This is a genomic window from Nonomuraea sp. NPDC049637 (assembly GCF_040675235.1).
Classification (GTDB): domain Bacteria; phylum Actinomycetota; class Actinomycetes; order Streptosporangiales; family Streptosporangiaceae; genus Nonomuraea.
This window is the reverse complement of the sequence record NZ_JBFAOM010000001.1, coordinates 534,661-559,382: the sequence shown is the minus strand read 5'-3', so window position 1 is coordinate 559,382 and position 24,722 is coordinate 534,661. Positions and strand designations below refer to the sequence as shown.

At 72.8% G+C, this 24,722-nt stretch carries 18 protein-coding genes; 8 read left to right on the top strand and 10 right to left on the bottom strand.

Going from position 1 to position 24,722, the window contains the following annotated elements:
* Both AB0J71_RS02405 and AB0J71_RS02400 read left to right on the top strand, forming a co-directional pair.
* On the top strand, window positions 1–510 hold a 510-nt coding region (locus AB0J71_RS02405; protein ID WP_364412160.1), incomplete at its 5' end, for an aldehyde dehydrogenase family protein.
* 96 nt (window positions 511–606) lie between these two features.
* Window positions 607–2,229 carry a protein kinase gene (locus AB0J71_RS02400; RefSeq protein ID WP_364412157.1) on the top strand — a complete coding sequence of 541 codons (1,623 nt, stop codon included), beginning with the start codon at window positions 607–609 and terminating at the stop codon, window positions 2,227–2,229.
* Window positions 2,230–2,251: 22 nt separating this feature from the next.
* Here AB0J71_RS02400 and AB0J71_RS02395 read toward each other — a convergent pair whose 3' ends face one another.
* Complete coding sequence (locus AB0J71_RS02395) at window positions 2,252–3,607, bottom strand: HAMP domain-containing sensor histidine kinase (protein WP_352323738.1); 1,356 nt, start codon at window positions 3,605–3,607, stop codon at window positions 2,252–2,254.
* A gap of 102 nt (window positions 3,608–3,709) precedes the next feature.
* Window positions 3,710–6,157, bottom strand: coding sequence for a pyruvate dehydrogenase (acetyl-transferring), homodimeric type (aceE, locus tag AB0J71_RS02390; protein WP_364412154.1), 2,448 nt, complete (start codon window positions 6,155–6,157; stop codon window positions 3,710–3,712).
* A gap of 48 nt (window positions 6,158–6,205) precedes the next feature.
* Between aceE and AB0J71_RS02385 the strand changes: the two genes are divergently transcribed.
* Complete coding sequence (locus AB0J71_RS02385; RefSeq protein ID WP_352323740.1) at window positions 6,206–6,814, top strand: GntR family transcriptional regulator; 609 nt, start codon at window positions 6,206–6,208, stop codon at window positions 6,812–6,814.
* A gap of 34 nt (window positions 6,815–6,848) precedes the next feature.
* Here AB0J71_RS02385 and AB0J71_RS02380 read toward each other — a convergent pair whose 3' ends face one another.
* From AB0J71_RS02380 to AB0J71_RS02345, 8 genes are all read right to left on the bottom strand, one after another.
* Window positions 6,849–8,231 carry a DHA2 family efflux MFS transporter permease subunit gene (locus tag AB0J71_RS02380; RefSeq protein ID WP_352323742.1) on the bottom strand — a complete coding sequence of 461 codons (1,383 nt, stop codon included), beginning with the start codon at window positions 8,229–8,231 and terminating at the stop codon, window positions 6,849–6,851.
* A gap of 1 nt (window position 8,232) precedes the next feature.
* Window positions 8,233–9,858: an AMP-binding protein gene (locus tag AB0J71_RS02375; RefSeq protein WP_364412151.1), complete on the bottom strand. Its 1,626-nt coding sequence runs from the start codon at window positions 9,856–9,858 to the stop codon at window positions 8,233–8,235.
* Between the two features lie 37 nt (window positions 9,859–9,895).
* Complete coding sequence (locus AB0J71_RS02370; RefSeq protein ID WP_352323745.1) at window positions 9,896–10,735, bottom strand: family 3 encapsulin nanocompartment shell protein; 840 nt, start codon at window positions 10,733–10,735, stop codon at window positions 9,896–9,898.
* A 9-nt stretch (window positions 10,736–10,744) separates the two neighbouring features.
* Window positions 10,745–11,479 carry a sulfotransferase family protein gene (locus tag AB0J71_RS02365; protein ID WP_364412148.1) on the bottom strand — a complete coding sequence of 245 codons (735 nt, stop codon included), beginning with the start codon at window positions 11,477–11,479 and terminating at the stop codon, window positions 10,745–10,747.
* Window positions 11,464–12,447: an aldo/keto reductase gene (locus tag AB0J71_RS02360; protein ID WP_352323747.1), complete on the bottom strand. Its 984-nt coding sequence runs from the start codon at window positions 12,445–12,447 to the stop codon at window positions 11,464–11,466. The genes AB0J71_RS02365 and AB0J71_RS02360 overlap by 16 nt, the downstream gene beginning before the upstream one ends.
* 16 nt (window positions 12,448–12,463) lie before the next feature.
* Entirely contained in the window at window positions 12,464–15,502 is a 3,039-nt protein-coding gene (locus tag AB0J71_RS02355; protein ID WP_352323748.1) for an amino acid adenylation domain-containing protein, read from the bottom strand.
* A 70-nt stretch (window positions 15,503–15,572) separates the two neighbouring features.
* The gene (locus AB0J71_RS02350; protein WP_364412145.1) at window positions 15,573–16,679 is read right to left on the bottom strand and encodes an FAD-binding oxidoreductase; all 1,107 of its coding nucleotides are present in this window, start codon (window positions 16,677–16,679) and stop codon (window positions 15,573–15,575) included.
* A 228-nt stretch (window positions 16,680–16,907) separates the two neighbouring features.
* Complete coding sequence (locus AB0J71_RS02345) at window positions 16,908–18,044, bottom strand: NAD(P)/FAD-dependent oxidoreductase (protein ID WP_352323750.1); 1,137 nt, start codon at window positions 18,042–18,044, stop codon at window positions 16,908–16,910.
* A 115-nt stretch (window positions 18,045–18,159) separates the two neighbouring features.
* Here AB0J71_RS02345 and AB0J71_RS02340 point away from each other — a divergent pair, with 115 nt between their 5' ends.
* The 5 genes from AB0J71_RS02340 (at window position 18,160) to AB0J71_RS02320 (ending at window position 24,646) form a co-directional block, all read left to right on the top strand.
* Entirely contained in the window at window positions 18,160–18,462 is a 303-nt protein-coding gene (locus tag AB0J71_RS02340) for a 4a-hydroxytetrahydrobiopterin dehydratase (RefSeq protein ID WP_364412142.1), read from the top strand.
* Window positions 18,463–18,570: 108 nt separating this feature from the next.
* Window positions 18,571–20,268, top strand: coding sequence for an MFS transporter (locus tag AB0J71_RS02335; protein ID WP_364412139.1), 1,698 nt, complete (start codon window positions 18,571–18,573; stop codon window positions 20,266–20,268).
* A gap of 69 nt (window positions 20,269–20,337) precedes the next feature.
* Complete coding sequence (locus AB0J71_RS02330) at window positions 20,338–20,961, top strand: helix-turn-helix domain-containing protein (protein ID WP_352323754.1); 624 nt, start codon at window positions 20,338–20,340, stop codon at window positions 20,959–20,961.
* Complete coding sequence (locus tag AB0J71_RS02325; protein ID WP_352323755.1) at window positions 20,961–22,697, top strand: ABC transporter ATP-binding protein; 1,737 nt, start codon at window positions 20,961–20,963, stop codon at window positions 22,695–22,697. Before AB0J71_RS02330 ends, AB0J71_RS02325 begins: the two co-directional genes overlap by 1 nt.
* Window positions 22,694–24,646, top strand: coding sequence for an ABC transporter ATP-binding protein (locus tag AB0J71_RS02320; protein ID WP_364412136.1), 1,953 nt, complete (start codon window positions 22,694–22,696; stop codon window positions 24,644–24,646). Before AB0J71_RS02325 ends, AB0J71_RS02320 begins: the two co-directional genes overlap by 4 nt.
* Window positions 24,647–24,722: the final 76 nt, after the last annotated feature.

The following is a 24,722-nucleotide window of genomic DNA, read 5'->3' as shown; positions in this document are numbered from 1 at the left end:
GACAAGGTGGCCTCCTACCTGGACCTGGGGGTTGCGGAGGGGGCCAAGCTCGTGGTGGACGGGCGGGAGACCGAGGTGCTGGGCGGCCGGGGCGGTGGGTTCTGGCTGGGGCCGACGGTGCTGGATCAGGTGCCGGTGGGGTCGCGGACGCATACCGAGGAGATTTTCGGGCCGGTGTTGTCGGTGGTGCGGGTGTCCTCGTACGAGGAGGGCCTGCGGGTGATCAACGAGGGTGTGTACGGCAACGGCACGGCGATCTTCACCAACGACGGCGGTGCGGCGCGGCGGTTCCAGAACGAGGTCGAGGTGGGGATGGTCGGGATCAACGTGCCGATCCCGGTGCCGATGGCGTTCTACAGTTTCGGCGGGTGGAAGTCGTCGTTGTTCGGTGACACGCATGTGCACGGCACGGAGGGGGTGCATTTCTACACGCGGGGCAAGGTGGTGACCTCGCGCTGGCTGGACCCGTCCCACGGCGGCGTGAACCTCGGCTTCCCCACCAACGGGTGACCCGCGCCCCCCGCCCGGCCCGCCCTCCTCACAGGAACGACTCGAAGCTTGTGCGGCCGTTGCATGAGGGCGGGATGATCGGGTAGGCAGGGCGGCATGTCACTTTCCCACTGTGCGGGCTGGTTGCTGGCCGGACGCTACCGGCTGCTGTCCGAACTGGGCCGCGGTGGCATGGGCCGCGTCTGGCGAGCCCACGACGAGCTGCTCGACCGGCAGGTCGCGGTCAAGGAGGTCACCCTCGGGCACACGCTGGGGGCCGAGCGGGAGCGGCTGCTCGGCCGGACGATGCGGGAGGCGCGGCTGGCCGCCCGGCTGAGCCACCCGCACATCGCCGCAGTCTACGACGTGGTGGTGGCCGACGAACGGCCGTGGATCGTGCTCCAGCTCGTGCCCTCGCGCAGCCTCGCCGACGTGATCGCCGAGCGCGGGCCGCTGTCCCCGCCCGAGGCCGCGCGCCTCGGGCTGCAGGTGCTGGAGGCGCTGGGCGCGGCGCACGCCGACGGCATCGTGCACCGCGACGTCAAGCCCGGCAACATCCTGCTGAACGGCGACCGGCACGCCCTGCTCACCGACTTCGGCCTGGCCACCACCCTCGACGACCAGGCCAACATCACCCAGTCGGGCATGGTGGTGGGCACGCCCGCCTACATCGCCCCGGAACGCCTGCGCGGCGGCCAGGCGACCCCGCAGGCCGACCTGTGGTCCCTCGGCGCCACCCTGTACGCGGCCGTCGAAGGCCAGTCGCCCTTCCCGCACAGCGGCCACCTGGCCGCCCTGACCGCGGTGCTCACCTCCGAGCCCGCGCCGTTCCACCTGGCCGGGCCGCTCGCGCCGGTCATCGCCGGTCTCCTGGTCAAGGACCCCGCCCGCCGGATCGACGGCGAGGAGGCCCGGCGGCGCCTGACCCGGGTGGCCGCGCTGCGCGACGAGGAACCCCACGACACCGCCGCCATCCCCCTGGCCACCCCGCTGCCCAACACCGGCGACCTCCTGGCCCCCACCCTCTTCCCCCCGGCCCCCGCCCCGGAGGTCTCCCTCCCCACCCCGGAAACCGCTCCCGCCCCCGTCCCGGAGAGCGTCGCCGTCCCGGCGGGTGTCCCGGCAGGTGTCCAGGACGCGGGGGCCGTCGCCGGGGCGCGGCCGGACGCCAGGCGGCGGATCCCAGGGTGGGACCGCGCGGGACGCAGGACCGGCGAGCGCAACCACGTGGTCCGCCGGACCATGCCCGGCGCCGCGCGAGGGCTTCGCGCGCACCGCGAGCTGCTGCCGTTCTCGGTGTCGATCCCGCATCCGGGCAGGCCGCAGCGCTGGCGGCAGCTCACCGCCCTGGCCGCGCTCGTCACCAGCGTGCTCCTCACGACGTCCTGGAACGGCGACGGCGGCCCGCCCGCCGCCACCCGCACGCCCTCCCACGCCGACCCGGCGCCGAACCAGGCCCCCGAGCAGGAGGGCATCATGCACGCCGTGGCCGTCGCGCGCGACCGCGCCTCGCAGGAGGCCGCCGACCGCGCGGGCGAGCAGAGCGGCTCCCGCCGCCGTCCGTCCGCACAGCCCCTCGCCCAGCCGCCGGCCCAGCGGCCCGCCGTGACCGGCGCGAGGACCGGCGCCAGGTCCGGCGCCACTTCCGCGGCCACCTCGGGCAAGGGGCGGAAGGTCGGCCATCAGGCCGCCAAGGCCAAGCACGGCAAGGGCCTGGCCCGCGGCCACGGCAAGCACTAGGAACCCGGCGGCCCCGCACCCGTCAGGCGAGGGGGAGGCGGAGGACGAAGCGGGCGCCCTTGGGGGAGTCCTCGATGGTCAGCGTGCCGTGGTGCGCGGTCGCGATCTCCCGGGCGATCGGCAGCCCGAGGCCGGTGCCGCCGGCGTCGCGGTTGCGGGAGTCGTCCAGGCGGGTGAAGCGCTGGAAGACGAGCTCGCGCTGGGCCGGTTCGATGCCTGCGCCGTCGTCCAGGACCTCCAGCACGGCCCGGCCGTCCTCCTCCAGGACCGTCACGGTGACCTGCGTCTCGGCGTGCCGCTCGGCGTTGTCCAGCAGGTTCGTCAGCAGCCGGGTGAGCTGCAGCCGGTCGCCCATGACGACCACGCCCTCGTCCGGGTGGGTGACCACGCGCTTGGCCCGCGGCCGGGCGGTCTCGGCGGTGACCAGGTCGCCCAGGTCCACCGGCTCGCGGTCGCTCGGGGCACCGGCGTCCAGCTTGGTCAGCGTGAGCAGGTCGGTGACGATGGCCTGCAGCCGGTCGAGGCTGGCCAGCACCTGGGTGCTGGTCTCCCGCCAGTCGGTCTCCTCCGGATGCAGCATGGCCTCCTCGACCTGCGCGCGCATGGCGGTGATCGGGCTGCGCAGGTCGTGCGAGGCGTCGCCGGCGAACCTGCGCTGCTGCTCCATCGCGGCCTCCAGGCGGGCCCGCGCCGTCTCCAGCCGTTCCAGCGTCTGGTTGGCGGTCTCGGCCAGGGCTCTGATCTCGTCGTCGGTGTCCGGGACGGGCACCCGCAGGCCGCCGCCGTCCGCGGTGATCTCGGCGAGCCGCTTGGTGATGCTGCTGACGGGGGCGAGCGTCCTGGCCACGACCCGCGACACCCCGAAGAAGGTCAGCCCGACCAGCAGCGCCGACACCACGATCTGGAACAGCACGACCTGCGGGCTGACGAACCAGGGGACCGCGGGGTCGAAGGCGTAGATGATCCAGGTGCCCTCGGGCTGGAAGGCGCGCAGGGCGACCACGAGCTCGCACCGGCCGGGGAAGGCCGGCAGGTCGCAGCTCCTGCTGACGTAGTTGGCCTGGTCGCGGGGGATGTGGGCCGTCTGGCGGGGGGCGCCGGCCAGGTTGGGCGTCCAGGCGACGGCCCGTCCGGCCGGGTCGACGACCTGGATGCCGTCGAGGCCGAGGGGTTCCAGCACCTGGGGGAGCTGGTTGCGCTTGACCATGAGGAGCACGCGCAGGGCCCGCGCGGACACGTCGCTGGCGCGCACGTCGGCGACGTCGTCGTGGATGCCGAACATGACGAAGCCGCTGACGACGACGTTCAGCAGCAGCATGGCGATGCCGGCGAGCAGTGCCAGGCGCGTACGCAGCGACCGGCGCAACCGTGTTCTCACCCGTCTCCCCCCGGGATCAGCAGAACACGGTTGGTGCACCAGGCCCTAACTTAGGGAGATTCCTCGATAAATACGGTTACGCCGGGACGAGTCGCCTCGCTGCTACTCCTCCACCGCCTTCAGCACGGCGTCCGCGATCGACCGCGGATCGACCCCGAAGTGCCTGCGCACGGCCTCCCGGGTGTCGGAGAGCCCGAACCCGTCGGTGCCGAGCGACGTCCACGGCCGGTCGATCCACGGCCTGATCTGGTCGGGCACGGCCCGCATCCAGTCGCTGACCGCGATCACCGGCCCCTCGGTCCCGGCCAGCGCCCGCCGCAGGTACGGCACCCCGGTCGCCGACATGGCCTCGCGCCGCAGCTCGCTCCACGAGGTGACCGACCAGACGTCCACGCCCAGCCCGTACTCCTCGGCCAGCAGCCGCTGGGCCTCCAGCGCCCAGTGGATCGCGGTGCCGCTGGCCAGCAGGTGCGCGGCGCCGCCGCCGGCGGAGTAGCGGTAGATGCCCTTGACGATGCCCTCCTCGACGCCCTCGGGCATCGCCGGCTGGGGCAGCGGCTCGTTGTAGACGGTCAGGTAGTAGAACACGTCCTCGGCGGCCTCGCCGTACATGCGCCTGAGCCCGTCGCGGACGATGACGCCGACCTCGTAGGCGAAGGCCGGGTCGTAGGCCAGGCAGGCGGGGTTGGCGGAGGCCAGGAGCTGGGAGTGGCCGTCGGCGTGCTGCAGGCCCTCGCCCGTCATGGTGGTGCGGCCGGCGGTCGCGCCGACCAGGAAGCCGCGGCCGAGCTGGTCGGCCAGGGCCCACATCTGGTCGCCGGTCCGCTGCCAGCCGAACATCGAGTAGAAGATGTAGAACGGCACCATCGGCTCGCCGTGGGTGGCGTAGCTGGTGGCCGCCGCGGTGAAGGAGGCCATCGACCCGGCCTCGGTGATGCCCTCGATGAGGATCTGCCCGTCCACCGCCTCCTTGTACGCCAGCAGCAGCTCCCGGTCGACGGACTCGTACCGCTGGCCGAGCGGCGAGTAGATCTTCGCCGTGGGGAACAGCGACTCCATGCCGAACGTCCTGGCCTCGTCGGGCACGATCGGCACCCAGCGCCGCCCGGTCTCCGGCTCCTTCATCAGGTCCTTGACCAGCCGGACGAACGCCATCGTGGTGGCGATCGGCTGCGTTGAGCCCTTGGCCAGGGCCGCGAACGGCCGCTCGCCCGGCTGCGGCAGCGTCCGGGCGGCCACCGTGCGGCGGGGGATCGGGCCGCCCAGCTCCCGGCGGCGCTCGGCGACGTACTCGGCCTCGGCCGAGCCGGGCCCCGGGTGCAGGTACGGCGGCAGCTCCCCGGCCAGCGCCGAGTCGGGGACCGGCAGGCCGAGCCGGTCGCGCATGACGCGGAACTCGTCGAGGGTGAGCTTCTTCATCTGGTGGTTGGCGTTGCGCGCCTCGACGCCCGCCCCCAGCGTCCAGCCCTTGACCGTCTGGACGAGGACCACCGTGGGCGCGCCCCGGTTCTGCAGCGCCCGGTGGTAGGCGGCGTACACCTTGCGCGGCTCGTGCCCGGCCCGCGAGCCGCCGACGATGCGCCGCAGGTCGTCGTCGGAGTACGGCACGTCGAGCCCCTGGAACAGGTGCTGCCTGATGTAGGCGCCGTCGGCGGCGGCGAACGTCTGGAACTGGCCGTCCGGCACCTCGCCGAGCCGGGCCACGAGCTCGTCGGAGCCGAGCAGGCCGTCCCACTCGGCGCCCCACAGCGCCTTGACGACGTGCCAGCCCGCGCCCCGGAAGACGCTCTCCAGCTCCTGCACGATCCGGGTGTTGCCGCGTACCGGGCCGTCGAGCCGCTGGAGGTTACAGTTGATCACGAAGGTGAGGTTGTCCAGCCCCTCCCTGGCGGCCAGCGTCAGCGCCGCGGTGGACTCCGGCTCGTCCATCTCGCCGTCACCCAGGAAGGCCCAGACATGGCTGTGCGAGGTGTCCTTGATGCCGCGGTTGTGCAGGTAGCGGTTGAAGCGCGCCTGGTAGACCGCGTTGAGCGGGCCGATGCCCATCGACACGGTCGGGAACTGCCAGAAGCCCGACATCGCCCTCGGGTGCGGGTACGACGGCAGCCCGCCCAGCGTCTCGCGCCGGAACAGGTCGAGCTGCTCCTCGCTCAGACGACCTTCGAGGAAGGCCCGCGCGTAGACGCCGGGGGAGGCGTGCCCCTGGAAGAAGACCTGGTCGTCCGTGCCGTGGAAGAAGTGGTTGAAGCCGACCTCGTACAGCCAGGCGGCCGAGGCGTAGGTGGCCAGGTGGCCGCCGAGGCCGAGCTTGCTGCCCCGGCTGACCATGACGGCGGCGTTCCACCGGTCGTAGGCCGCGACGCGTTCTTCGAGCTCCAGGTCGCCGGGGTAGGCGGGTTCCTCGGCGGCGGGCACCGTGTTGAGATAGCGCGTGCTCGTGGCGAGCCTGCGCAGCAGGTAATCGGCCCGATCGGGACCGGCCGCCCGCCGGACCGCCTCAAGCGATTCGAGCCATTCGGCGGTCTCCTGTGGATCCAGGTCTTTCTCCATGCTTCCATTAAACACCATATGATCGATCATCCGATGAAAGGATTATCTGTGGAGCCCGTGGTGCGGCCGCCGTTGCGCGAGGAGATCAGGAAAGTGCTGCTCGACGGCCTGATCAGCGGCCGCTGGGAGCCCGGCGAGCGCATCGTCGAGCGCCGCCTGGCCGCCGAGCTCCAGGTCAGCCAGGCCCCCGTCCGCGAGGCGCTGCGCGAGCTGGAGGCGCTGCGGCTGGTCGAGTCGGCCCCCAACCGCGGCGCCCGGGTGCGCGGCTTCACCCTCGACGATCTGCGCGAGGTCTACCAGGTGCGGGCCGGCCTGGAGGAGACCGCCACCCGTCTCGGCCGGCCGCCGGCGGCGGCGCTGCGCGTCCACGTGGCCCGCCTGCACGCCGCCGCGGCCGCCGGCTCCCTCGATGACCAGGTGCGCCACGGCGTCGCCTTCCACCGGGAGATCGTCGCGGCCTCCGGGAACGCGCTGCTGGTGTCGGTGTGGGAGTCGCTCGGCGTCGAGGTGTGGACGCACGTGTCGATCCGGCTGTTCAGGATGCGGCCGCACGAGAACGCGGCCGACCACGAGCCCCTGGTGGAGGCGTTCGAGCGGGACGACCCGCAGGCCGGACGCCTGCTGCACGACCACGTCCTGGCCTACGCCCCCGGCTGACCCGGCAGGCCCGTCCCGTGAAGGCGTACGCCGGTCAGGCGCGTTGCGCGGCGGGCTCGGCCCGCGGGGCGCGCAGGCCGGCGGCGGCGACGGCGATCAGCGCGCACAGCCCCAGCATCGTCAGCCACACCCCGTGGTAGGCCCCGACCGCCCCGAGCCGGTCGCCCGACAGCACCAGCACCAGCGCCGAGACGCCGATGACGGCCCCGACGGCCCGCGAGGTCACCGACAGGGCGGTGCCGGTGGCCAGCCGCGCGGGCGGGATCTCGGCCACCGCCGCGCCGCTCAGCGACGTGATCAGCACGGCCACCGCGACCCCCGACAGCACCACCGCGGGCAGCACCACCGCCAGGTACGCCGGCTCGCCCCCCGCCGCGAACGCCAGGTACGCCGTGGACAGGGCCAGCAGCGCCACCCCGCACAGGGCGAGCAGGCGGTGGCCGGTCCTGGCGGCCAGCCGCCCGGCCAGCGGCGCGGTCAGCACCTGGGCGAGCGCGCCCGGCGTGACGGCGAGCCCCGCGGCGGCCACGGAGTACCCCCAGATCCCGGTCAGGAACAGGATGTTGGCCAGCGGCAGCGCGAACATCACCAGCCCGACCAGGAACATCGCGAGGTTGGCCCGTTGCGTGCCGCGCGCCCGCAGCGCGCCCAGGTCCACGATCGGCGCGGGATGCGTGCGCGCCCGCCGGACGAACAGCACGGCCACGACGACGCCCGCGACCAGCGCCGCGATCGTGCCGGGGCTCCCCGGCCCCCACGCGTCGCTCTGCACGATCGCCAGCGAGGGCAGCCCGATGGCCCCCACCAGCAGCAGCAGCCCGGCGATGTCCGGCAGCCTGGACGTGGCCGCCTCGCCCGTCCCCCTGGGCACGATCCGCCAGGCGCCCGCCAGCACGGCCGCGCCGACCGGCAGGTGCAGGAAGAACACCGTCCGCCAGTCCCAGACGCCGACCAGCATGCCGCCCAGCGACGGCCCCGACGCCGTCGCCACCGACTGCGCCGCGCTCCACAGCCCGATCGCCGTGCCCCGGCGTTCCGGCGGGTAGTACGGCAGGATCAGCGCGAGCGTCAGCGGCGTGATCACCCCGCCGCCCACGCCCTGCACGACCCGGGCGGCGATCAGCGCGCCGGCCGACGGCGCGACCGCGCACAGGGCGGCGCCGACCACGAACACCGCGAGGCCGGTCAGGAACACCCGCCGGGCGCCGAACCGGTCGGCCAGGCCGCCCGCCGGCAGCAACGCGGCGGTGAACACGATCGCGTAGCCGTTGAACACCCACGACAGCTCCGGCAGGCTGCTGCCGGGGAAGCTGCGCAGGATGTCGGGGAAGGCGATGTTCGCGAGCTGCACGTCGATCGCGCCGAGGAAGGCGCTCCCGCACAGGACGGCGAGCGGGAGCGCCCGTGAACCGGCCACCTCAGTCCGACGCCGCGCCGAACCGCTCCCGCAGCTCGACCTTGCGGATCTTGCCGGTGACGGTCCGCGGCATCTCCTCGACGATCTCCAGCCGTTCGGGCCAGAACCAGTCGTTCACGCCGGCCTCCTTGAGGTAGGCGCGCAGCTCCTCCAGCGTGGGCGGCTCGCCCGACGGCGTGACGACGGCGCACACCTGCTCGACCAGCGCCGGGTCCGGGATGCCGATGAGGGCGATGTCGCGGATCGCCGGATGCCGGCCGAGCAGCGCCTCGATGTCGCTGACCGGCAGCTTGAGGCACATGTTGGCGATGATGACGTCCTTGGTCCTGCCGGAGATGCGCACGCCGCCGTAGCCGTCGTCGCGGGCCAGGTCGCCGGTGTCGAACCAGCCGTCCGGGGTGATCGACTTGGCGTAGATCTCGTCGCGCAGGTAGTAGCCGAGGCACTGGGCCGCGCCGCGTACCTGGAGCGCGCCGATCTCGCCCTTCTCGACCGGCTTGTTCTCCTCGTCGACGATGCGCACCTCCATGCCGGAGATGACCGTGCCGTCGCTCTCGCCGGCCCGCTCGGGCGGGTCCTGCGGCCTGGTCATGGTGACGCCGCCGTTCTCGGTCATGCCCCACAGCGCGTACACGCGCACGCCCAGCGTCTCGGTGACCCGTTCCACCAGGTGCGGCGGGACGGGGGCCGAGCCGGAGACGAAGACGCTCAGGCTGGGCAGCTCGCGCGGCCGGGCCGCCTGCTCCTCGCTGATCTCCCGGGCGAACGGCGGCGAGCCGTAGTACATGGTGACGTCGTGGTCGGCCATCAGGTCGAGATAGACGCCGGGATCCCAGGCGTCGGCCGTGACCGCGGTGCCGCCCAGCGTCAGCGCCGTCAGGTACGCCATCACCAGCCCGACGTAGTGCATCGACGTCTGGGCGGTCATGATGACCAGGCTCTGGTCCAGCCCGAACGCCTCTCCATAGCCCTTGATGTCGGCGTACAGGGTGTTCTGGCTGTGCAGGGCGCCCTTGGGCTCGCCGGTGGTGCCCGAGGTGAACAGGATGAGGAACGGGTCGTCGGGGCCCAGCTCACGGCCCTCGATGTCGGCCGGGTCGCCCGGTTCCGGGTTGAGCAGCAGCTCGTCGAAGTCGAGCGAGCCGGGCGGGCCGTCGCCGCCGACGACGATCACGTGCTCCAGGCTCGGGATCTCCTGGGCCAGGGTCATCCCCGTCTCCGCCGTGTCCAGGTGGCCGATCCGGCTCGTGGTGACGAACAGCTTCGCCTCGGTCAGCCGGATCATGAAGTCCAGCTCGCGGTGCCGGTAGATGGGCATCTGCGGGGCGATGCGCGCGCCGACCTTCATGCACGCCAGCGCGAGGGGCAGCGTCTCCCTGCGGTTGGGCAGCTGGATGGCGACGAAGTCGCCCGGCCGCACGCCCAGCCGGACCAGGCCGTGCGCGATGCGGTCGGTCATCGCGCCCAGCTCGGCGTACGTGACGACGTCGGTGACACCGTCGGCGACGCGCCGGCTGATCAGTGCCGCCTTGTCGGGGGACGCACCGATGTTGCGGCGTAAGTCGTCGAGGAAGGTCTCGTCGCGCCACCAACCATTGCGCCGGTATTCCTGGCTCGTGTCCGACACGGTCACCGCCTTTCGTCGTTCTCGTTCTACTCGATTGCTATGAAGTGGGAAATACGGTGTTTTCCCCGGCAGGGGTGACCAGGTAGAACAACCCCGGCAGATGCACCGCGACGCCCTCGTACACCTCCGCGCAGACGGCCACGCCCGGCCGGGCGAACGTGCCGGGCGGCGGCTCGGCCACCCGGATCACCGAGCGGCGGGCGTCCAGCAGCCTGGCCGCCACGGAGATGTCGCCGACCAGGGCGTCCCCGGGCGCGACCCACCGGTTGCGGCTGACCTTCATGCCGTTGCCCTCGGCCAGCTCGGCCAGCAGCCCGCCCCGGCCGATCAGCCGGTGGTAGTAGTCGCGCGGGTTGACGATCATCGCGTGCGGGGTCGCGCCCGACTGCTCGACCTCGTCGCAGGCCGACAACACGCCGTGGACGTAGTCGTCGTACGGCAGGCGGGCGATCTCCGGATGGCCGAGCAGGGCGGTGGTCAGGGCCAGGTTCTCGGCCGTGGCCAGCCGGACCAGCAGGCGGTAGTCGAGGAAGGTGGCCAGGGCGTCCGGGTCGGCGGCCAGGCCGTCGGGGATCTGCACCCAGGCCCGGATCGGATGCACCTTGGCCTCCGACATGCCGAACCTGAAGGCCGCCTCGCGGCGCACGTCCGCGTCGCGCACCGAGCGCCGCTCCTCCTCGCCGGGCGGCGACTCCGTCCAGAACCGGGCCCGGTCGCCCTCGACGGGGACGACCTTGAGCAGGTTGCGCACGGTCAGGCGGGGCCGGTCCTTGGTCGGCTCGTGCGCCTCGGTGATGGTGTAGTCGAAGGTCACTTCCGCGTGGCCGGGGTCCTCGGCGTAGGCCCGCGCGAACAGCCGGCCCGGTGACTCTGACATGGATACTCCCTATTCGTCCTGGACGAGGCGCTGGTAGAAGGGGAGGTGGTGGTCGTAGAAGGCCCGCAGGCCCGGATGGTTGTCCACGGTCGCGGCGTAGACGTTGCCGCGGTCCTCGAACCCGGCGCTGCCGCTCGCGTCCAGGTGCCAGCGGCGGGTCCGTCCCCACTCCGGGCGGTCGCCGGCGGCCCAGGTGAGCGAGCCGGGCAGGAAGGGCAGGCCGGTGTAGGCGCAGAACTCCTCGACGACCGCCGCCGGCTCGCGGATCAGCCGTTCGGTGCGGATCACCAGCGGCCGCCGGCCGGTGGCCTCCCGGACCAGCTCGTGCAGCAGGAACAGCCGCTCGTAGCCGATCTCGTCGCAGGTCACCGCCGGTTTGATCGCGTAGTGCGAGGCGATGGTCGGCCGCGGGTCGCGCACGATGAACGTGTGGACGATCCCCGCCAGGTCCTCCGGATGCTTGAACAGGTGCGGGTACTCGTAGTCGAGCACCTCCTTGACGAACACCGGCCGCGCCCGCGCCAGCTCGGCCAGCCGCACCAGCAGCTCCTTCTCCGAGCGGGCCGTCACCTGGCCGCCGTCCGGCGAGGGCAGCGTCAGCGAGCCCTCCTCGGTCAGCGCCAGGAACGGCTCGTGCAGGACGGCCACGTCGCCCCGCTCGATCATCATGCGCAGGAACGCCGTCGAGGCCGAGCGCGAGTGCGCCCACATGGCGACCAGCGGCCCGCTCACCCCGACCACCACGCCGGCACCCGGTCCCAGCGGTGCCGCCGCAGCTCGCTCAGCAGGTCCGGGTCGAGCGGCCGCCCGTCGGAGACGCCGAGGTTGGCCCGCACGTGCGCCGGCCTGCGCATCCCCGGGATCACCGTGCTGACCGCCGGGTGGTGCAGCACGAACCGCAGCGCGACCTCCGGCAGCGAGAGCCCCTCCGGGAGCGCCGCCTTGAGCCGTTCGGCCCGCTCGACGCTCGGCCCCAGGTTCTCCGGCCCGAAGTACGTGCTGCGCCAGTCCTCCGGCGGCCACGTGCTGTCCGCGGTCAGCGTGCCCGTGAGCGTGCCCTCGTCGAACGGCACCCGGGCGATGATGCCCACGCCCTCGCGCAGCGCCCGGTCGAACAGCTCGTCCTCGGGCGCCTGGTCGAAGATGTTGTAGATCACCTGGATGACGTCGATCAGGCCGGTGTCGAGCGCGGCGAAGCAGTTGGCCGGCTCCCACCGGTTGACGCTGATGCCGACCGCGTCGATCAGGCCCTCGCTCTTGAGGTCCCTGATCGCCTCCTGCCACCGCTCGTCCCGGGCCCAGCGGTCCTCCCAGGTGTGGAACTGCATGAGGTCGATGCGCGAGACGCCCAGGTTGTCCAGGCTGCGGTGGGTGTACTCGCGGATGTGCTCGGCGGGGTAGGCGTCGTCGAGGGTGTCGTCCGGTTTCGGCGGCCATTCGCGGTTCTTCGGCGGGATCTTCGTGGCCACGTACAGCCGGTGGCCGGAGTGGCGGCGCAGCAGCGCGCCGAGCAGCTGCTCGCTGACGCCGCGGCCGTAGACCCAGGCGGTGTCGAAGAAGGTGCAGCCCAGTTCGACGGCCTCGTCGAGGCATTGGGGTGCGACGTCGTAGTCCCAGCCGGTGAAGCCGCCGGGGCCGCCGCCGATGCCCCACATGCCGTAGCCGACCTCGCTGACCTCCCAGCCGAGGTTTCCCATCTTGCGGTAGCGCATTCCTGACCTTTCCTGATCAACCGGTGGGCACCCGCTGCCCGGCCGTGCCCGCCAGGCGGGCGTGGTAGGCGGCGATCGGGCCGTCGAGGGTGCCCTCGCCGAGCCGCCATCGCTGTTCGAGCCTGTGGCACTCGTCCTTGCGGAACAGCGCGGGATTGTCGGTGAGCAGCCCGCCGAACGCCCGGCGCAGCTCCTCCTCGTCCGCCGCGGCGGGCAGCAGCGAGGCGAGCGTGATCAGCTCGCGGTCCCCGCTCGCCCGGCCGGTCTCGCGGACGAGCCGCGCGAAGTCGCCGCACGGGATCGGCGTGACCGGCACGCCCGCCCGGGCCGGCACGTCGTCGATGCGGACGCTCTCGGCGCGGAAGACGTGCAGCGTACGGCCCCAGACCTCGGGATCGGCCACGGCCGCCCCGACCCGCGCGGCGACGTAGTCGACCGGGGTGTAGTCGGTGCGCGTGGCGACGTCCGGACGCACGCCGAGCCGCACGAACGCCGACAGCAGCAGGTGGGTGAAGGCGACCGGGTTCGGGTAGCCGTTGTCGGCGCTCGGCATGATCTCGCCCAGCCGCAGCACGGTCACCAGCGCGCCCCGGCGCCGGGCCTCGGCCAGGTAGCGCTCGGCGATCCACTTCGACCGGCTGTACCCGCCGCCCGGCGCCCTGGCCAGCGCCGGGTCGCAGTCCTCCGGGACGCGCTCGCCCCTGTGGAGCGCCTCCGTCTGCAGCGCGCCCAGCGTCGAGACGTAGTGCAACGGCACCGGGTGGTGGGCCATCGCCAGCCGCACCAGCTCGATCGTGCCGCGCACGTTGGCCTGACGGTGGGCGCGGTAGTCGAACAGGAAGTTCACCATCGCGCCGTTGTGCAGCACCAGGTCGCAGGCTCGGGCCAGATGCTCCCAGGTGGAGCCGTCCAGTCCGAGGCCGGGTAAGGACAGGTCGCCCGCGTAGCCCTCCAGCCGGTCGGCGAAGCGCGGCTCCCACAACCCCCGTTCGGCGAGCGCCGCCACGACCCGGGCCGTGGCCGCCTCGTCGTCGGCCGCCCGCGCCAGGCAGCACACCCGCAGCCCGCCGCGGCTCAGCAGCTCGTGCACCAGGCGGCTGCCGACGAACCCGGTGCCCCCGGTGACCAGCACCGTACGCAGCCGCTCCGGCCTGGACGCCCGCCGGATGGGCTCCCCGTCGGGCACCACGGAGTCGCGCGCCATCAGCACCGACTCCTCCTCGATGGCCTCGTGGTCGTGCCGCCGCCGCTCGATCAGCCGGGCCAGCGCGCCGGCCGTCGGGTGGTCGTACAGGTCCTTGACGTCCACGCGCACGCCGGTCTCGGCGGTGATCATGTGGACCACCGACAGGGCCTGGATGGAGTCGCCGCCCGACTCGGCGAAGTGCGTCTCGGCGGTCAGGCCCGGCCAGCCCAGCGCCGAGCGCATCGCCCGCAGCACCTGGTCGTCCAGGCACGCGGTCGGCGCGCTCTCGGCCAGCAGCGCGGTGTCCTCGGCCAGCCGGCCGTCGAGGATCTCCTGGAGGCGGCCGCGGTCCACCTTGCCGTTGTCGTGCAGCGGCATCTCGGCCAGCGGGAAGAAGTAGCGGGGGACGCTGGTCCGCGGCAGCGTGCGGCGCAGCTCGGCGGCCAGCGCGGCCTCGGTCACGCCCCTGCCGGAGGCGAACAGCGCCAGCGCCTTGACGCCCGCCTGCTCGGCCACCAGGACCTCGGCCTGCAGCACGCCGGGGCAGCGCTGGGCCGCCGCGGCGATCTCGCCCAGCTCGATGCGCACGCCGTGGATCTTGACCTGGAAGTCCTTGCGGCCGGCGAAGAACAGGCGGCCGTCGTCGTCCAGGTGGCCGAGGTCGCCCGTGAGGTAGAGGCGCTCGCCGGGGATCTCGGCCGGGAACGGGTTGCCGACGAACGCCCTGGCCGTCGCGGCCGGGTCGCCCAGGTAGCCCGCGCCCAGGCAGACGCCGCCGATCGCGATCTCGCCGGTCGTGCCGGGCGGGACCGGGCGCAGGTCGTCGTCCACCACGACCGCGTAGCAGTTGTCGATCGGGCGGCCCAGCGGGACCGCGTCGCCGTCGGCCGCCGACACCCGGTGGAAGACCATCCCGATCGACGCCTCGGTCGGGCCGTAGCCGTTGGTCAGGTCGAGGCCGGGCAGCAGGGCCATCAGGCGGTGCACCGCGCGCGGGCTGACCGCCTCGCTGCCGACGACGAGCCGGCGCAGGGACGACAGCGCGCGCAGGGCGGCGGCGTCGCCGTCCACGATGGCGACCAGGGCGTTGAAGACGCTGGAGACGAAGTCGGCGGTGGTGATGCCGTACCGGGCGATCAGGTCGATGGTGTGCCGGAGGTTGAGGAAGTCGCCCTGCACGGGCAGCACCGTGCGCCCGCCGGTGGTCAGCGGCCAGAACAGCTGCCACAGCGCGGAGTCGGAGGTGTGCCTGCTGTTCTGCAGCACGACGTCGTCGCCGGTCGCGGCGAAGTAGCGGGTCATGAAGCGCAGCCGGTTGGCCAGGCCGCCGTGCCGGTTCATCGCGCACTTGGGGGTGCCGGTGGTGCCGGAGGTGAAGTAGCCGTACGCCAGGTCGTCCGGGCCCAGCTCGACCGCCGGACGTTCGCAGGTCGGGACGATCGTGTCGATCCTGACGATCACCGCCCGATCGGCCGCGCCCGGCGGCAGCGGCTCGCCGCCCGCGCACAGGATCGGCCCGTCCGGCAGCACGTCCAGCGTGTCGCGCACGCGCTCGACCGGCCAGGACGGGTCGAGCGGCACGAACGCCGCGCCCAGCTTCATCAGCGCCAGGTACGCGACCGGCAGTTCCAGCGAGTTGACCAGCAGGGCCGCGACCACGTCGCCCTTGCCCACGCCGTGCCCGGCCAGCGTCGCCGCCAGGCCGTTGACCAGGTCGTCCAGTTGCCTGTAGGTGAGGGTCCTGCCGTCGAAGGTGACCGCCGGCCGCTCGGGGCACCGGTCGGTCTGCTCCTCGATCAACGCCGGGACGGGACGGAACGGGCCGAAGTCGACCGCCCGGCCGGTGAAGCCGCGGGTGTTGCCGGTCATCTCCACCTCTCTGTCAGGAATGTACGAACGGCGACCGGCCCCCTTGCCCCACACGCCCCCGTCGCCTTCCTCATAGGCGTTCCAAGTCGTTCCGGAGCCGGCCCGGCGCGTACGCCGGTTCGGCGGCCCCGTCCGTCGCCGCGGCGGCGGCGATCCGGCCCGCCTCGGGCGAGGTCTGGACCCCGTAGCCGCCCAGGGCGGCCAGCCAGACGAACCCCGGCGCGCCGGGGTCCGGCCCGATCACCGGCGTCCCGTCGGCCACCTCGCTGCGCAGCCCCGCCCAGGCGTGCCGGACGCTGCGGATCTCCAGCGTCGTGGCCTCCTGCACGCGCCGCACGCCCACCGCGACGTCCAGGTCGTCCGGACGGGCGTCGCAGGGCGGGACGGGCGTGGCGTCGGCGGGGGAGACCAGCAGCCGCCCGGACTCGGGCTTGAAGTAGAACGTGTCGGCCACGTCGGTGACCATCGGCCAGGACCGCGCGTCCGTCCCCTCGGGCAGGTCGACCAGGAACGCGGTCCTGCGCAGCGGGCGCAGGCCCACCGGCCGCACCCCGGCCAGCCCGGCGACCTCGTCGGCCCACGCCCCGGCCGCGTTGACCAGGATCGGCGCGGCGTGCTCGCCCGCGTCGGTGACCGCCCGCCAGACGCCGCCCGCGCGCGACAGCGCCCGGACCCGGGCGGAGGTGAGCACCTGGCCGCCGCGGGCCCTGATGCCGCGCAGGAAGCCCTGGTGGAGGGCGTCGACGTCGATGTCCATCGCGCCGGGCTTGAGCATCGCCCTGCTGAACCGGCCCGGACGCAGGACCGGGCAGTGCGCCGGGGCCTCGGCGGGGTCGATCTCCACGGCCGGCGCCGGGGCCTGCCGTCCTTCGGCCAGCATCTCGTCGAACAGCTGCTCGCCGCCGTGCGGGCACAGCGCGAGCACGCCGCGCGGGCTCAGCAGCGGGACGTCGGCGAAACCCGGCGGGGGCGCGGCGAGGAAGTTCCTGCTCGCCGCGGTGAGAGCCCGGACGGCCCGGTTGCCGAAGTACTCGGAGAAGAGCGCCGCCGACCGTCCGGTCGAGTGGTGGCCGGTGACCTGCTCGGCTTCGAGCAGGGTCACGGTGCCTGACCTGGCGAGGAAGAACCCCGCACAGGCGCCCGCGACGCCGCCCCCGACAATGAGAAAATCTCTCACGTCCGTAAACTGATCACATTTCACCGGGTTTCGGCAAACAGTTTGTACGTCCTGACAGAAATGACTTGCCCGAAATAGGTGGTAAGTCAGGTCGCAAATGCTGTAATTCAAGCATTTATATAAACGATCTTGTGATTACCGGCCTGTCAGGGGCTCGGCGGCGGTGGCCGGGCGTCCCGGCGGCGTCAACCCCTATGTCAGAAACGGCGCAGACGTGCGCTCCGAGTGTCAGATCCGGTCGCTGAGCGCGCGCAGCAGACGCCCGAAACCCGGCGCCGCCAGGCCCGGCGGGACGGCGGCCATCAGCCGCATCAGGGGCTCGCTCTGCATGAGCGTCCGCGGGCCCGACACCGCGAGCAGGTTCGCGGCGACCGCCGAGGCGCGGGCCGCCCGCCGCCTGCGCCGCGCCGAGTACGCGTCCACGACCGCCGCCGGGTCCGGCGCGGCCCGCAGGCAGGCGGTCAGCGCGGCCACGTCCTCAAGTGCCTGGTTCGTCCCGTGCGCGCCGACCGGCGGCATCGCGTGCGCCGCGTCGCCGAGCAGCACGCACCGGCCCGCGCCCCAGCGACGCGGGACCCGGTGCCGGGCGTGCGGGAACAGCTCGACGTCGCCGTCGGCCAGCGAGTCCAGCACCCGCGCGACCGGCGCGCCCCAGCCGGCGAACCGGCGGCGCAACATCGCCACCGGCTTGTCCGCCGACGGGTCGCCCGGCGACCAGGACTGCTCGAAGAACCACTGCATGAGCCCGTCGCCCGCGCCCATGAAGCCGAAGTCGCCCTGCCGCCCGATCATCAGCGTCGTGGTCGGGCCGGGGTCGAAGGGGGCGGGGGTCAGGCCCTGCCAGATCGCCGCGCCCGTCGGGGTCGCGGGGGCGTCGCCCAGCACGTGCGCGCGTACCCGCGAGCGCACGCCGTCGGCGCCGACCAGGAGGTCCGCCTCGTGCTCCGTGCCCGCCGCGGTGCGCACGCGCACGCCGTCGCGGCCGGCCCGCACGTCCCGTACGCCCGCGCCGAACCGTACGGCGCCCGCCGGGAGGCCGGCGGCCAGCAGCCTGATCAGCGAGCCGCGCGGGACCACCCTGGGGGCCGAGCCGAAGCGGGCCGTCAGGGACTCCAGGTCCACCTCCATGATCCGGCGGCCCCGGGCCGTGCGCAGGGATAACGTGGACAGCCGCTGGCCCGTCGCGGCCAGGTCCACGCCGAGGTCGCCGAGGATCGCCGTCCCGTTGCACCACAGCGTGATCGCGCCGCCGCCGAGGCGCAGCCCGTCCGCCTCCTCCAGCACGACGACCTCGTGGCCGTCCGCGACCAGGCCGCGCGCGACCGCCAGCCCGCTGATCCCCGCCCCCGCCACCAGCACCCGCATGCGACAGCCTCCTCTACGAGTCGTAGTACTACACGCTATAGAGAGAAATGCCGGGTGTGAAGAGGCCCATCGGTGGTAGCCGAGCCTCGGGAAGCCGACGAACTTGGGGGGCAACATGGCCGAGCACCTGACCGACGAGGACATCGACACCGCCCTGGCGGCGCTGGAGGGCTGGCGGCGGGACGGCGACGCCCTGGTCAAGGACGTGCCGATCACGCCGGACAGCTACGGCTGGCTGAGCGAGGCGGTGCACAACGAGGGCGCCACGCTGGGACGCCAGGCCGAGATCGAGCGCACGGGGGAGGGCATCCGCTTCCGGCTCTCGACGCACGAGGCCGGCGGGGTCACCGAGCGCGACGTCGAGCTCGCCGCCCACATCGACCAGGTCCTCGACGGCGGCGCCCGCGACCGCGGCTGACCTTCCGGTGCGACGGCGCGCCTTCGCCGCGGTGGCCGATGTGCAGGGTGCACAGGTTGTGCAGGGGGCACATCCTGTGTAGGGTGCATTCGGACAATAGGGGGATTAATGGTGCATTCCGCGCCCAGCCCGCGCTCCGGCGGCGGGATCGTCAGCGTGCTCGCGGTCGCCGGCATCGTCGGCTCGCTCATGCAGACGCTGGTGGTGCCGCTCATCGGCCGGCTGCCGCGGCTGCTGCACGCCAGTGCCGCCGACGCGTCATGGGTGATCACCGTGACGCTGCTGGTCGGCGCCGTCGCCACCCCCGTGATCGGCAAGCTCGGCGACCTGTACGGCAAGCGCACCATGATGCTCGTCTGCTCGGTGCCGCTCATCGCCGGATCGGTGGTGTGCGCGCTGTCCGGCTCCCTGATCCCCATGATCGCCGGACGCGGCCTCCAGGGGCTCGGCGTCGGCATGATCCCGCTCGGCGTCAGCGCGCTGCGCGACCTGCTGCCGCCCCAGCGGGTCGGCCCGGCCATCGCGCTGATGAGCTCGTCCATGGGCATCGGCGGCGCGCTCGGGCTGCCGATCTCGGCCGCGGTCGCCGAGTACGCCGACTGGCGGGTGCTGTTCTGGGGCTCGGCCGCGCTCAGCGTGCTGGTCGCGGTGCTGATCTGGCTGCTGGTCCCGGCCACGCCCGCCGCCGCCGTCCGGGGCCGGCTCGACCTGGTCGGCGCGTTCGGCCTGGGCGCGGCGCTGGTCTGCCTGCTGCTCGGCGTGTCGAAGGGCGGCGACTGGGGCTGGTCGAGCGGCGCCACCCTCGGGCTGCTCGGCGGCGCGGTGGCGCTCGCCCTGCTGTGGGGGCTGTGGGAGCTGCGCGTCCGCGACCCCCTCGTGGACCTGCGCACCACCGCCCGCCCGCAGGTGCTGCTCACGAACGTGGCCTCGGTCCTCGTCGGCTTCGCCATGTACGCCCAGTCGCTGGTCCTCATGCAGATCCTGCAGCTGCCCGCCGCGCTCGGCTACGGCCTGGGCCAGTCGATGCTGGCCGCCGGGCTCTGGATGGCGCCGTCCGGGCTGATGATGATGGCGGTCTCCTCGCTCGGCGCCCGGCTGTCGGCCGCCCGCGGGCCCAGGACCAGCCTGTTCGTCGGCGCGCTGGTCATCGCGGCCGGCTACGGCACCGCTCTCGGCCTCATGGGCTGGAGCTGGGGCCTGATGATCGCCGGTTGCGTCGGCAGCGCCGGGGTCGGCCTGGCGTACGGCGCGATGCCCGCCCTCATCATGGGCGCGGTGCCGAGGAGCGAGACCGCCTCCGCCAACAGCTTCAACACCCTGATGCGCTCCATCGGCACCTCGGTCTGCGCCGCCGTGATCGGCGTCGTCCTGGCCCAGCTCACCGTGACGGTCGGCGGCCACACGCTGCCCTCGGAGGCCGGCTTCCGCACCGCCCTGCTGATCGGCTGCGGCGTCGCGGTCGTCGCCGCGCTGGTCACCCTCACGCTGCCGAAGACCAGGGCCGCCGCCGCGCCGGCCCCCGTCGTCGCCGCGACCCCCGCCCCGGCCCCGGTGGCCGGGCCCGCTCCGGCCGCCGCCGACGTCCTCGGCCCCTGGGAGGACGCCTTCCGCACGCAGGACCCGGCCCCCGAGGGCCGCCACACCCCGCCGCTGGTCCAGCCGGAGGCCGGCGTGCTCTCCCTGGCGGAGCGGGACGAGCTGCTCTGGCTGCGCCGCGAGAACGCCGAACTCCGCCGCGAGCTCGACGTGCTCATGCGCGGCGCCGGCGTCTGGCTCAAGAACCTGGCCGACGACAAGACGGGCTGACCTGCCGATCCACATGTCCGGCAAATAATGATTTGAACGAGCGAGTACTCACTCATTACGCTCGTCCGCATGACCAAGAGGCGACGGGTGCCCGCGATGGCGCCCGAAGACCGCCGTGCCGCCCTCATCGAGGCCACCGTCCCCCTGCTGCGCGCGCACGGCACCGCCGTCAGCACCCGCCAGATCGCCGAGGCCGCGGGCGTGGCCGAGGGCACGATCTTCGGCGTCTTCCCCGACAAGGCCACGCTGCTGCGCGCGGCCCTGATGAGCGCGTTCGACCCCCGTCCGGCCGAGGAGGCGCTCGCCGCCATCGGCGTCGCCGGCGGGCTGCGCGCCCGGCTGCGTGAGGCGGCGTCGCTGCTGCGGGCCGGCATGAAGGCCAACGTCAACCTCATCGCCGTGCCCCGCGAACACATGGCCGAGGACGCCGAGTTCCGCGAGCACATGATGGACAGCCGCGCCCGCATCACCGCCGCGCTCGCCGCCCTCGTCGAGCCCGACCGCGACCACCTGCGCCGCTCGCCCATGGCCACCGCGCAACTGCTGCTCATGCTCGTCTCGGTGAGCGTCCACCGCGGTTTCGGCCTGTCCGACGACTTCGGCGACATGGACGACGACGAGCTCGTCTCCGTGCTGCTCGACGGACTGCTGCTGCCCTCCTACCGCGCCCCCATCACAGAAAGCGTCCGTTGATGCTGCTCCGCCTGCTGCGGGTCCAGCTCAGGCCGTACGGGAAGGAGATCACCCTCGTGGTCCTCTTCCAGTTCGTGCAGACACTGGCCACGCTCTATCTCCCGACACTCAACGCCGACATCATCGACCACGGCGTCATCACCGGCGACACCGGTTACATCATGCGCGTCGGGCTGGTGATGCTCGGCGTGACGTTCGTCCAGATCGTCTGCTCGATCGTCGCCGTCTACTACGGCGCCAGGACGTCGATGGCCCTCGGCCGCGACCTGCGCGCCGCGATCTTCCACCGCGTGCAGGGCTTCTCGGCGCAGGAGGTGAACAGGTTCGGGGCGCCGTCGCTGATCACCCGGACCACCAACGACGTGCAGCAGGTGCAGCTGCTCGTGCTGATGACGTTCACGATGATGGTGGCCGCGCCGATCATGTGCGTCGGCGGCATCGTGCTGGCGCTGCGCCAGGACACCGCGCTGTCGTCGCTGCTGCTCGTCGTGCTGCCGGTGATGATCGTCATCGTCGGCCTGGTCGTCTGGCGGATGCGGCCGCTGTTCCGCACCATGCAGGAGCGCATCGACCGGATCAACCAGGTGCTGCGCGAGCAGATCACCGGCATCCGGGTCATCCGGGCGTTCGTCCGCGACCGGCACGAGCGCGAACGCTTCGGCGTGGCCAACGACCGGCTCACCGACGTCTCGCTGCGGGTCGGCCGGCTGATGGCGCTGATGTTCCCCTCGGTCATGCTGGTCGTGAACGTCTCCAGCGTCGCCGTCATCTGGTTCGGCGGCCACCGCATCGCCGACGGCGCCATGCAGGTCGGCGCGCTGACCGCGGTCATCTCCTACCTGATGCAGATCCTGATGTCGGTGATGATGGCCATGTTCATGTTCATGATGATCCCGCGCGCCGAGGTCTGCGCCGAGCGCATCGAGGACGTGCTCGGCACCGATTCGACCGTCGACCCGCCCGCGAACCCCGTCATCCCCGACGGCCACCGCGGCGAGCTGGAGCTGCGGTCGGTCGACTTCCGCTACCCGGGCGCGGCGGACCCGGTGTTGTGCGGGGTGAGCTTCGCCGCGCGGCCGGGCCGGACCACCGCGATCATCGGCAGCACCGGCAGCGGCAAGACCACGCTGCTCAACCTCGTCCCGCGGCTGTTCGACGCGACCGCCGGCGACGTGCTGGTGGACGGCGTCAACGTCCGCGACCTCGACCCGGCGGCGCTGTCCCGCGCGGTCGGCCTGGTCCCGCAGTCGCCCTACCTGTTCTCCGGCACCGTGGCCTCCAACCTGCGCTACGGCCGGCCCGGCGCCACCGACGAGGAGCTGTGGCGGGCCCTGGAGATCGCCCAGGCCCGCGAGTTCGTCGAGGCGATGCCCGGCGGCCTGGACGAGCCGATCTCCCAGGGAGGCACGAACGTCTCCGGCGGCCAGCGCCAGCGCCTGGCCATCGCCAGGACCCTCGTGCACCGGCCCGAGATCTACCTGTTCGACGACTCCTTCTCCGCCCTCGACTACGCCACCGACGCCCGCCTGCGGGCCGCCCTGGCCGAGGAGATCGCCGACGCCACGATCGTCATCGTCGCCCAGCGGGTGAACACGATCCGCGACGCCGACCTCATCCTCGTGCTCGACGAGGGACGGGTGGTGGGCAGCGGCGACCACGCCGAGCTCATGGAGACCTGCCCGACCTACCGCGAGATCGTGCTGTCCCAGCTCACCGAACAGGAGGCCGCGGCATGACCGCCCAGGCACCCGCGCGCCGCCCGCAGCCCGCCTTCGGGCCGGGCAGGATGATGGCCGGGCCGGCCGAGAAGGCGCTCGACTTCGGCGGCACGCTGCGCAGGATCCTGCGCCTGCTGCGGCCCGAACGCGCGATGCTCGGCGTCGTGCTGGCGCTCGGCACGGCCAGCGTCGCGCTCACCGTCACCGGGCCCAAGATCCTCGGCCATGCCACCGACCTGATCTTCTCCGGCATCATCGGCGCCCGGCTGACCCCCGGGCTCACCAAGGAGCAGGCCGTGGCGGGCCTGCGGGCCAAGGGCGAGGCCAACTTCGCCGACATGGTCGCCTCGATGAACGTCGTGCCCGGGCAGGGCATCGACTTCACCGCCCTGGCCCACGTCCTGGGCTGGGTGCTGGCGATCTACGTGGTGGCGGCGTTGCTCGGCATCGCGCAGTTCCGGCTCACGACGACCATCGTCCAGCGGGCGGCGTCCCGGCTGCGCGAGCGGATCGAGGCCAAGCTGGCGCGGCTGCCGCTCAGCTACTTCGACGGTCAGCCGCGCGGCGAGATCCTCAGCCGCGCCACCAACGACACCGACAACATCGCCCAGACCCTCCAGCAGACCATGAGCCAGCTCATCTCCTCGGTGCTGACCGTCGTGGGCGTGCTGGTGGTGATGTTCTGGATCTCGCCGGTCCTGGCGCTCATCGCCCTGGTCACGGTGCCCGTCTCGGTCTACGTCAGCGCCGTGGTCGGCAAGCGGTCGCAGCCGCAGTTCGTCAAGCAGTGGTCGTCCACCGGCAAGCTCAACGGCCACATCGAGGAGATGTACGGCGGCCACACCCTGGTCAAGGTCTTCGGCCGCCAGCAGGAGGCCGCCGCCACCTTCGAGGAGCACAACCAGGCCCTGTACGCCTCCAGCTTCCGCGCCCAGTTCATCTCCGGCGTCATCCAGCCGGCGATGATGTTCATCGGCAACGTCAACTACGTGCTGGTCGCCGTCGTCGGCGGGTTCAAGGTGGCGTCGGGGTCGATCTCGCTGGGCGACGTGCAGGCGTTCATCCAGTACTCCCGGCAGTTCAGCCAGCCGCTGACCCAGCTGGCCGGCATGGCGAACCTCGTCCAGTCGGGCGTCGCCTCGGCCGAGCGGGTCTTCGAGCTGCTGGAGGCGCCCGAGCAGTCGGCCGAGCCGGCCGAGCCGGCCCGTCCCGCCGAGCTGCGGGGGCGCGTGGCGTTCGAGAACGTCTCCTTCCGCTACGCCCCCGACCGGCCGCTGATCGAGAACCTCTCGCTGACCGTGGAGCCCGGCCAGACCGTGGCCATCGTCGGCCCCACGGGAGCGGGCAAGACGACGCTGGTCAACCTCATCATGCGTTTCTACGAGGTGACCGGCGGCCGCATCACCCTCGACGGCGTCGACACGGCCGAGATGTCCAGGGAGGAGCTGCGCGCCGACATCGGCATGGTGCTCCAGGACACCTGGCTGTTCGGCGGCACGATCGCCGAGAACATCGGCTACGGGGCCGAGGGCGCCAGCCGCGAGCGCATCGAGGCCGCCGCCCGCGCCGCCCACGTCGACCGCATCGCGCACACGCTGCCCGACGGCTACGACACGGTGATCGACGAGGAGGGCGCCACGGTCAGCGCGGGGGAGAAGCAGCTCATCACGATCGCCCGCGCGTTCCTGTCCGAGCCGGCGATCCTCATCCTGGACGAGGCCACCAGCTCGGTCGACACGCGTACCGAGGTGCTCATCCAGCGGGCGATGAGCTCGCTGCGCGAGGGCCGGACCAGCTTCGTGATCGCCCACCGCCTGTCCACGATCCGCGACGCCAGCCTCATTCTGGTCATGGAGGAGGGCCGAATCGTCGAGCAGGGCACCCACGAGGCCCTCCTGGCGGCGGGCGGCGCCTACGCCCGCCTCTACTCCGCCCAGTTCGCCCAGGCCGCCGTCGAGGTGGACTGACCGCCATTCTCCCGGGCCTTCGCTTTCGCCGTCGTTGACGGACGGACTATCTCCTGGTCAGGAACGTTCTGACCAA